This window comes from Bradyrhizobium sp. 31Argb, assembly GCF_043638955.1.
GTDB lineage: Bacteria > Pseudomonadota > Alphaproteobacteria > Rhizobiales > Xanthobacteraceae > Bradyrhizobium.
On record NZ_JBEGDB010000294.1, the window covers coordinates 1 to 9857 of the forward strand.

At 64.0% G+C, this 9857-nt stretch carries 9 protein-coding genes; 4 read left to right on the forward strand and 5 right to left on the reverse strand.

Translation table 11 applies throughout. The annotated features are described in order from the left end of the window. Window positions 1-146: 146 nt before the first annotated feature. The 5 genes from AAFX91_RS34755 to AAFX91_RS34775 form a co-directional block, all read right to left on the reverse strand. Complete coding sequence (locus AAFX91_RS34755; RefSeq protein ID WP_130583393.1) at window positions 147-686, reverse strand: c-type cytochrome; 540 nt, start codon at window positions 684-686, stop codon at window positions 147-149. Then, a complete protein-coding gene (soxC, locus tag AAFX91_RS34760) occupies window positions 673-1938 on the reverse strand; it encodes a sulfite dehydrogenase (RefSeq protein WP_394569567.1) in 1266 nt (421 codons plus the stop codon). Before soxC ends, AAFX91_RS34755 begins: the two co-directional genes overlap by 14 nt. Before the next feature lie 184 nt (window positions 1939-2122). Then, a complete protein-coding gene (locus AAFX91_RS34765) occupies window positions 2123-3610 on the reverse strand; it encodes an amino acid permease (RefSeq protein ID WP_130583391.1) in 1488 nt (495 codons plus the stop codon). A gap of 73 nt (window positions 3611-3683) precedes the next feature. Continuing rightward, a complete protein-coding gene (locus AAFX91_RS34770; RefSeq protein ID WP_130583390.1) occupies window positions 3684-4892 on the reverse strand; it encodes a cytochrome P450 in 1209 nt (402 codons plus the stop codon). 32 nt (window positions 4893-4924) lie between these two features. After that, window positions 4925-5881, reverse strand: coding sequence for a catechol 2,3-dioxygenase (locus AAFX91_RS34775; protein ID WP_130583389.1), 957 nt, complete (start codon window positions 5879-5881; stop codon window positions 4925-4927). A 261-nt stretch (window positions 5882-6142) separates the two neighbouring features. Between AAFX91_RS34775 and AAFX91_RS34780 the strand changes: the two genes are divergently transcribed. The 4 genes from AAFX91_RS34780 to AAFX91_RS34795 all read left to right on the forward strand — a co-directional run bounded on the left by AAFX91_RS34780 (window position 6143) and on the right by AAFX91_RS34795 (window position 9789). After that, window positions 6143-6571 carry an SRPBCC family protein gene (locus AAFX91_RS34780; RefSeq protein WP_130583388.1) on the forward strand — a complete coding sequence of 143 codons (429 nt, stop codon included), beginning with the start codon at window positions 6143-6145 and terminating at the stop codon, window positions 6569-6571. A 305-nt stretch (window positions 6572-6876) separates the two neighbouring features. Then, window positions 6877-8613 (forward strand): ATP-binding protein, encoded by a 1737-nt coding sequence (locus AAFX91_RS34785; RefSeq protein ID WP_130580637.1) that lies wholly within the window; start codon window positions 6877-6879, stop codon window positions 8611-8613. Between the two features lie 84 nt (window positions 8614-8697). Further along, the gene (locus AAFX91_RS34790) at window positions 8698-9276 is read left to right on the forward strand and encodes a peroxidase-related enzyme (RefSeq protein WP_130580636.1); all 579 of its coding nucleotides are present in this window, start codon (window positions 8698-8700) and stop codon (window positions 9274-9276) included. A gap of 21 nt (window positions 9277-9297) precedes the next feature. After that, the gene (locus AAFX91_RS34795) at window positions 9298-9789 is read left to right on the forward strand and encodes an MgtC/SapB family protein (protein WP_394569568.1); all 492 of its coding nucleotides are present in this window, start codon (window positions 9298-9300) and stop codon (window positions 9787-9789) included. Window positions 9790-9857: the final 68 nt, after the last annotated feature.

Genomic DNA, 9857 nt, shown 5'->3' on the forward strand with positions numbered 1-9857 from the left:
CACCGATCCGATTCGGTATCGCCGCCCCAATCCTGACGGTCAGTTCTCCGGTAACATCCTTGGTGAGGCAATGCGCGGCTGCTCAGTGCCGGCGTGATCCGGACGGCCGCCGGTTTCCGTGCCGTTCGGCTACGGCTGCCGTAGAGCTAGCGCACGTCCGGGCGCGGGTCGGAGACGAACCTGTCGCGATTGGGCATCTTGATGGCGGCGAGCGTCTTGGCGTCGAGCACGGCGTCCGCCGGAACGAGGCCGTTGAGATTGAGGATGTAGGCGGAGACCGCATAGACATCCTCATCGCTCAGCGACTGCGGCGCGTTCTGCGGCATGGCGCGGCGGATGTAGTCGAACAGCGTCGGCGCATAAGGCCAGTAGCTGCCGACGGTACGCACCGGCTTTGCGCTCGCGAGCGTGCCCTGTCCGCCGACCAGGCGATCGCCGACACCGCCCTGCCCGTCGGCGCCGTGGCAGGCCGCGCATTGTTCACTGAAAACCACGCGACCGCGTTCGACGCTGCCGCCGCCCGGCGGCAGGTTCGATCCGTCATGGCCGATGTCGATGTCCCAGCCCTTGATTTCCGCCGGCGTCGCCGGCCGCCCGATATGAAAGCGCTCCTCGGCCTGCGCGGCGACAGCGAGCCCAGCAATCACGGCGGCGAGCAGCGCGATGTGCGAACTAGGCCAGCGCATTGCTCACCTCCCCATTCGCGGCGATGCGCCACGGCCAGATCGCGTTGTTGTGGTAGAAATGATTGACGCCGCGAACCGCGAGCAGTTCGGCAAGCGTCGGCTGCACATAATCAGTCTCGTCGATCGCGCGGCACTGGATCACGGCGGGATTGCCGTCCCACTGCCATGGCACGCGGAAGCGGGTGAGCGCGCGGGTCAGGACCGGCTCCTGAAGTTGGGCCGCCTGCCAGCTCTTGCCGTCGTCAACGGAGACTTCGACGCGCTTGATCTTGCCGTGCCCGCTCCAGGCGATCCCTGATATCTCGTGGAAGCCGGGCCCATTCAGTTTCCGTCCGCCCGAGGGACGCAGGATGATCGACTTCGCCTCCATGTAGAAGGTGAACTCGCGCGCCGTGCCGTCGGGCATCAGGTCGGTATATTTCGAGGTCTCCTCGCGCGAATAAGCAGGCTCGGCCACGGCCTTCAGCCGGCGCAGCCATTTGATGTTCATGTTGCCTTCGAAGCCCGGCAGCAAGAGGCGCAGTGGATAGCCCTGCTGTGGACGCAGCCGCTCGCCGTTCTGGCTGTAGACCAGCATGGCATCGTCGAGGCATTTCTCGATCGGGATCGAGCGCGTCATCGCCGCCGCATCCGCGCCTTCGGCGACCAGCCACTTCGCTTCCTTCTGCAGGCCAGCTTCGTTGAGGACATCCTTCAGCATCACGCCCGTCCATTCGGCGCAGCTCACGAGGCCGACGAGGTCGGACGCCGTCTTGCCATAGGGCTTGGTGTAGACGGGATTGCCGGAGCACTCGATGAAATGGATCCGCGACTGCGACGGGAAGCGGCGGATATCGTCCATCGTGAAGATCAGCGGGCGATCGACGAGGCCGTGCAGCATCAGCCTGTGCTGCGCCGGATCGATGGTGGGCACACCGCCGTGATGGCGCTCGTAGAACAGCCCGTTCGGCGTGACGTTGCCGTCAAGCTCCTGCAGCGGCGTGCGGCCGGAGGCGGAAATGTATTGCGGCAGCGTCTTGGAGATGTTCTTGACGACGCCCTTCTCATAGACCGACGGCGTGCCGTAGGGCTGATCGCCCATCGGTGCGCCCGGCGCCTTCATCCATTCGGGAATGCTGGGCGGAAGGTTGCTGGTGTCCGCCATGCCCGGCGTCGCGCCGAGCACGCCCCCGCCCGCGACCGCCGCGCCTGTTTGCAGAAAATGCCGGCGAGATGGTCGTCGTTCGCGGTTGGCGGTTGTTTGCTCGCTCATTGACGCTTCCCCTTGCCGCTCTCGTTGATCGATCTCAGGCTATCACCGAACGCTAAGCACACGCCTTCACATCTGCAAAATCGCCACAGCTTCATGTCGCCGACGCAGCGCTGTCCGGCATATTTCGATCGGGCGTGGACGATGCCTTGGATGAATTTGCTCCGGGTCGAATCGTTCCGCCGCGTCAGCGCTGATCGCTCGCGCGCAGACGGCTATGCGTGCGGCCATAGGCGGCATAGATCACAAGGCCGATCACCAGCCACACCGCGAGCCGGATCCAGGTGTCCATCGGCAGGCTGAGCATCAGGAAGAGCGAGGTTGCGGCCGCGGCCGGCCCCACCAGCCAGATCGCCGGCGCCCGGAACGGACGCGGCAGGTCCGGATCGACGACGCGCAGCACCATTGTGCCGATCGAGACCACGGCAAACGCGAACAGCGTGCCGATGCTGACGAGCTCGCCCACCAGCCCGATCGGCAGCAACCCGCCGAGAAGGGCAACGACGATGCCGGAACCGATGGTGGCGACATGAGGCGTCCGGAAACGCGGATGGATGTTTGCGATCGCCGGCGGCAGCAATCCATCATGCGCCATGGCGCGGAAGATCCGGGGCTGCGCCAGCAGCATCACCAGTATCACCGAGGTCAAGCCGAAGAGGATGCCGAGCTTGATGATCGGCGACAACCAGCCGACGCCGGCGGCATCGATCCCGACCGCAATCGGGTCGGGAACGTTCAGCCGGTCGAACGGCACGATGCCCGTCAGCACCAAGCCGACCGCGACATAGAGCGCCGTGCAGATCACGAGCGAGCCGAGAATGCCGATCGGCATGTCACGCTCGGGCGACTTCGCCTCCTGTGCCGCGGTCGAGACCGCGTCGAAACCGATATAGGCGAAGAACACCACGGCCGCGCCGCGGAACACGCCGGACCAGCCATAGACGCCGACGCCCGCATTCGGCGGAATGAAGGCCCCTTCGGGATTGCTCGCGGTGACCCAGTTCGCGGTCGTGAACGAGGAGACCGTGCAGGCGATGAAGAGCAGGATGACGACCAGCTTCACCGCGACGATGAAATTGTTGAACCGCGCCGACGCTCTGATCCCCGCAACCAGCAGCGCCGTGATGAAGACGATAATGAGCATCGCCGGCACGTTGAAGATCGCGCCCGTCGACGACCATGCATGCGTGGTCGCATCATAGCTCAGCGGCGCAGACGCGAGCTCCGGCGGTATCGTAAGGCCAAAATCCCTGGCGAAGCTGACGGCATAGCCCGACCATCCGATCGAGACCGCCACCGCGCCGACGGCATATTCGAGGATCAGGTCCCAGCCGATGATCCAGGCCACGAATTCGCCCAGCGCCGCATAGGCAAAAGTATAGGCGCTGCCGCAGACCGGGACGGTCGACGACATCTCCGCATAGCAGAGCCCCGCAAAGGCGCAGGCGATCGCGCCGAACGCGAACGAAAGCGTCACCGCAGGTCCTGCATTCGCGGCCGCTGCGTGTCCGGTCAGAACGAAGATGCCCGCGCCGATGATGGCGCCGATGCCGAGCGCGACGAGATTGAGTGCCGACAGCGTGCGCCGCAGCGGCGAGGCCCGCGCGTCTCCTTCTACCCCTGCCGCCTCCTGCAGCAGGTCGGCTGTCGATTTCCTTGCCCAGATGTCTACCAAGAACCGCCTCCTCGCGACTTCGACCCCGGCGGCCGGTCGTACAGGCTAGCATGGTCTCGATACGCGGCGCCGCTCACGCATTCGGCACCACGGGCAGCTTCTCGATCATCCGTATCCCGGGCCGGCGTCGCCAATGGATCTCCGATGGCTGAACCGCAAGCTGAAGCTTTGGCCAGCGGGTGAACAGCGCTTTCAGCGCGCAGATCGCCTCGATCCGCGCGAGCTGGTGACCGAGGCAGAAATGGATGCCCGTGCCGAAGGAGATGTGGCGGTTCGGCCGCCGCTCGAGGTCCATTTGCTCGGGTTGTGGGTGCGATGCGGGATCGAAATTGGCGGCCACGATCATGGCCATCACCCGATCGTTCTTCTTCAGGGCGACGCCGCCGAGCTCGACATCGCGCCGCACATAGCGTGGCTTCGAGAATTGCACCGGGGAGACGAAGCGCAGGAATTCCTCGACCGCCAGCGCAGCGCGGTTCCAGTCGGCCTCGAGCCAGTTGCGCGTTTCGGGGTTCTTCAGCAGCTCGAACACCGATCCGCTGATCAGATGCGTCGTGGTTTCGGAGCCGGCGCCGAGCAACAGAATCATCATCGAGACCATTTCGTCCGGCGTGATGCGGCCGCCTTCCCTTTCGACCTGCACCAGTTCGGCAATGAGCCCCTCACCGCCTTCTTTGCGCGCGGCCTGCAGGCGTTCCTCCAGGTAGCGCCCCATCTTCCTCAGGATGAACAGCATGCGCAGGAAGCCGAAGGCGCTGGCAATCTGCCCCATCGCATTCGCCCAGCCGATGAATTTCGGCCGGTCGGCCGCCGGCAGGCCGAGGAGCTCGCAGATGACGGAGAGCGGCAGGATGCGCGCATAGCGCTGTACCAGATCGGCGGGGCTACCGGATGCGAACAGTTCGTCCGCAAGGCCGTCCGCGATCGCCCGGATGTGCGGCTCCATCTCGAGCACGGCGCGACGGCGGAACGCCTCATCGACGATGCCGCGCAAGCGGCTGTGATCCGGCTCGTCCTTGGTCAACATACTGTTGGCGATCGTTGCGATGGATTTCGGCATCCACCACTGAAGTCCTGCCAGCGCCCCGTCCTCCTTGCGCAGCGTGAAGATGGAGGAATCCTTCAGCATCGTTGCGGTGGTCTCATAGGTCGTGGTGACCCAGACCTTGCCCACGATCGGAAATCGCGTGGCAACCACGGGCGCGCTGGCTCGCAGCGCCGCGACAGCGGTCGCGGGATCACGGAAGAATTCTTCGCTGGTGAAATCGATGCGTGTCGCCATCGGTTATTCCTGGCTTTGGCGCGGATTCACACTCATTCGCCAATCGGCGGCGTGCCGTGAGTGTGGAAGGTCTCGATCGTCTTCAATCCCCACGCCTGGCCCTTCTTGCGCTCCTCCTCGGTCCAGACGATCGGCTTCCAGTCCGGCGCCAGGATCAAGCGGGCGCCGGCGTTGGCGACCTCGACGCGATTGCCGCCGGGCTCAAAGACGTAAAGGAAGAAGGTCTGCTGGATTGCGTGCTTGTGTGGGCCGGTCTCGATATGGACGCCGTTCTCCAGGAAGATATCGGCCGCGCGCAAGATCTCTTCGCGACTGTCGAGCGCATAGGTGACATGGTGGAAGCGGCCGGGCTTGCCGTAGTGGTCGCGAGTGTGGGCGAAGTCGTAACTCTTGTTCGACATCGTCATCCACATCGCCGCTTCCGTACCATCGTTGAGCACGATCTGCTCGGTGAGCCGACAGCCAAGGTAATTCTCGAAGAACAGGCGATTCGCCCTGATGTCGACGGCGAGGCAATTGAGATGGTCGAGCCGACGCACATTGACGCCGCGTGCAGGAAAGCGCTGCGCCTGCTTCTTCAGCGCCGGCTTGAGTTCCGGTGGCGCTTGGTACCATTCGGTCTCGTAGTAGAGTTCGATGAGATGGCCGTCAGGATCGCGGCAGCGGAAAGCCGGCCCCTGCCCCATATCGCCATCGATCCAGCCAAGATCGAAGCCGGAGTCCTTGAGCGCGGCGACACGACGCTCCAGCGCCTGCGGGCTGCGAGCGCGCAGCGCCACGTGACCCATGCCTGAAGTCTTCGCCCCTGTCAGCTTCAGCGAATAGCGTTCGTAATCGTCCCAGCCGCGCAGATAGACCGACTCGCCCTTTTGCCCGCTGACCGTCATGCCCATGACGTCGACGAAGAATTTCAGGCTCTCCTCCGGCTTTGGCGTCAGCAGTTCCATGTGGCCGAGATGAGCAAGGTCGTAGATCGGCTCCGGCTGCATTGACGTCTCCAAACTGACAAGAGGACCACGCCAGCGAACGACTCGTCCGTCACGGTTCGGATTCACTAGCCTCTTTTGCGAAGGAGCGCGACGGCGCCAGCGGCGCGCTGGATGAATTTTTCAGGGGCATGGACGCGGGCACCACGACATCCCTGGCCTCTAGGCGACGCGTCTCCGCTTTTTTCAGATGTTCCCCCGGAACTGCTGCGCCGCGAAATAGTTTGCGCCACGAGGCAAGCAGAATGACGGGGAAACTGACGCATGCCGCAAATCATCGTATCCGTGCCGATCGGCGAGAAATCGACAGACCTCTGGCGGGAGATCGGTTCTTTCGGCTCGGTGGGCCGATGGCACCCGATGCTGACGAGGGTGGAAAGCGAAGGAGACCACGAGGGCTGCACGCGGGTTGCCGAGACGCACGACGGCAAGCGACAGACCGAACGGCTGATCGAATTCGCGCCGAATGAGCGCTTCTATCGCTACAGGATGGAGGCAACCGCGATGCCGATCCGCAACTATGTCGGCGAGTTCCGCATCGAGGACGCCCCGGACCACAGCAGCAGGGTCGTATGGTCCGCGCATTTCGACCTGGTGTCGGACGAAGCATCCGGTGCAACGGACGCCGTCAAATCATTCCTGAAAGCAGGTCTTGACCATCTTGCCAGCACCCACCCCCCGCCTCCGGCGTGATCATCCTTTCGCGACCCCGCCGCGTGCGGGGCGAATGGTTGACGGCGCAGCCAGCGGTATCGCGCTCTACCGAAGCGGTAAATCGATCGTTAATCGGAACCAGCGAGGGGTCGGGTCAGGTTTTGGCGAGAAAACCCTGGTTTCCCGCGCAACTTGCTCCGCCAGCCTCTAACTTGCGAAGCAAATCCTCACCCGGATGGTGTGGATTTAGCAAAACTGGAGCCACTTCGGTTTAACCCTTTGTCCAGCCCCGCTTCCCATAGTGGGAGCCCTGCTCAATCTCGCAATATCCCGGGTCCGGAACTGTGACATCCTTTGGACGTGTGATTTCGGTGCGCGGCTCGCAAGCCCGCGTCGGACTCCTGGCAACCAGCCAGATGCCATTTTCGGAAGTGCGCGCGACCGTCGGTCGCTTCGTCAGCATCCGGAGTGCGTCTTCCGTGATCGTCGCCATGATCACGGAGGTGAGTTGCGAGGACTTGCCGACGTCCGACAATTATATCGCAACCGCTTCCGTCGACCTGCTCGGCGAAATTCTCGGCGGCGACCGTCCCAAATTCCAGCGCGGCGTCACCAACTACCCGACCATCGGCGACACCGTCGACCTGATCAACGCAGAGGAGCTACGTACGATCTATGCGCCGAGCGGCTCCGACCAGATCAATGTCGGTACCCTGCAGCAGGATCGTTCGGTCACCGCGTATGTCGATATCGAGGAAATGTTGTCCAAGCACTTCGCCGTGCTCGGTTCGACCGGCGTCGGCAAGTCCACCGGCGTGTCGCTGCTGCTCAACGAGATCCTGAAGTCGCGGCCGAACCTGCGCATCTTCCTGCTCGACGTGCACAACGAATACGGTCGCTGCTTCGGTGAGCGCGCGCAGGTGCTCAACCCACGCAACCTGAAACTGCCGTTCTGGCTGTTCAACTTCGAAGAGATCGTCGACGTGCTGTTCGGCGGCCGCCCCGGCGTGCCGGAAGAACTCGACATCCTTGCCGAAGTCATCCCGATGGCGAAGGGTATCTACACCCAGTACCAGAACGCCGACCGCATCGGATTGAAGCGCATCGATCCCAAGCAGATCGGCTACACCGTCGACACGCCGGTGCCTTATCGTCTGGTCGACCTGATCGCGCTGATCGACGAGCGCATGGGCAAGCTTGAGAACCGCTCCTCGCGCATCATCTATCACAAGCTGATCTCGCGCATCGAGACCGTCCGCAACGATCCCCGCTACGCCTTCATGTTCGACAACGCCAATGTCGGCGGCGACACGATGGCGGAGGTCATCAGCCACCTGTTCCGCCTGCCCGCCAACGGCAAGCCGATGACGGTGATGCAGCTCGCCGGCTTCCCGGCCGAGGTCATCGATTCCGTCGTGAGCGTGCTCTGCCGGATGGCATTCGATTTCGGGCTGTGGAGCGACGGCGTCTCGCCGCTATTGTTCGTCTGCGAGGAGGCGCACCGCTACGCGTCCGCCGACCGCAATATCGGCTTCGGCCCGACCCGCAAGGCCGTATCCCGTATCGCCAAGGAAGGCCGCAAATACGGCGTCTATCTCGGCCTCGTCACCCAGCGCCCGGCCGAGCTGGATGCCACCATCATCTCCCAGTGCAACACGCTGTTCACGATGCGGCTCGCCAACGACCGCGACCAGGCGCTGTTGCGCTCGGCGGTTTCCGACGCCGCGGCCAACCTGCTGTCGTTCGTGCCCTCGCTCGGCACCCGAGAGGTGCTGGCGTTCGGCGAAGGCGTGGCGTTGCCGACGCGGCTGCGCTTCAAGGAGGTGCCGCCGCATCAGCTTCCGCGCAGCGAAGCCACCATCGCGACCGTGCCGTCGGTTGCCGCCGGCCACGACATGCATTTCGTCTCGGCCGTCCTGGAGCGCTGGCGCGGCGCGACCTCGCACCGCGACGTGCCCAACGACCCCGCGATCAGCGAGCGGCCCGCCGCGCGCGCCACGACGCTGGACGCGCCGATGCTGCAGCCCTCGATGGGGCTCGATCCGGACCGCTTCTCGCTCCTGAAGAAGCCATTGCGCTGAGAGTCCTGCGGCCGGGCGCTTGCGCTCGCGCCGTCATCGACTATGGTTCCGGCCAAGCTGCACTGCCTGGAGCCGGGACCTGCCATGACTGAGCCGATCGCAACACGCTTTCCTATGCCTCCTCTCGACAAATTGCCCGAGGATATCCGCGAACGTATCCTCGCAGTGCAGGAGAAATCCGGCTTCGTGCCGAACGTCTTCCTGGCGTTCGCCTATCGCCCAGACGAGTTTCGCGCCTTCTTTGCCTATCACGACGCGTTGATGGAGAAGGACAGCGGCCTCTCCAAGGCCGAGCGGGAAATGATCGTGGTGGCAACGAGCGCCGCCAACCAATGCCACTACTGCGTGATCGCGCATGGCGCGATCCTGCGCATCCGTGCCAAGGATCCGCTGATCGCGGATCAGATCGCCGTTAACTATCGCAAGGCCGACATCACGCCGCGCCAACGCGCCATGCTCGATTTCGCGATGAAGGTGAGCCGCGAGGCGAGCACGATCTCGGAAGCCGATTTCGGCGCGCTCAAAGCGCACGGGTTCAGCGATGACGACATCTGGGACATCGCGGCGATCGCCGCGTTCTTTGCGCTGTCGAACCGGATGGCCAACTTCACCGCGATGCGCCCGAACGACGAGTTCTACATGATGGGACGGCTGCCGAAATAGCCGGCCGCCGAGGTATGCCGCGTGCTTGAATGGAGCGACATCATCCTGCGCCTTGGCGTCGCCACGCTGGCGGGCGCCCTGATCGGCCTCAATCGCGATCTGCGCGGAAAGCCGATCGGCTTGAAGACGCTCGGCATCGTCGGACTGTCCACCGCCACGGTCGTCGTGGTCGCCGTGCAGTTCACGGAGGTCGGCAAGATCACCGATGCGACCAGCCGCGTGATCCAGGGCATCCTGACTGGCATCGGCTTTCTCGGCGCCGGCGTCATCGTCCGTGAGAGAGAACACTTCCGCGTCCGTGGATTGACGAGTGCCGCCTGCGCCTTTCTGGCCGCCTGTATCGGGATCGTCTCCGGAGCCGGAGAGTGGCGGATCGTCGCGACAGCCTTGGTGATCGCGCTCGTGCTCCTGACCGTCGGCCGCCGCACCGAGCGCTTGCTGCATCGCGCACTGGGCGGCAACGGCGATTCGGACGAGCACGGCACGCCACCGCAGCCGCCGACAGGCCGCTAGGCCGTGTGGACAGTTACCTTATCCAGAGCAGAGTGGCGGCAATGGCGACGACGGCGAAGTAGTTTCGC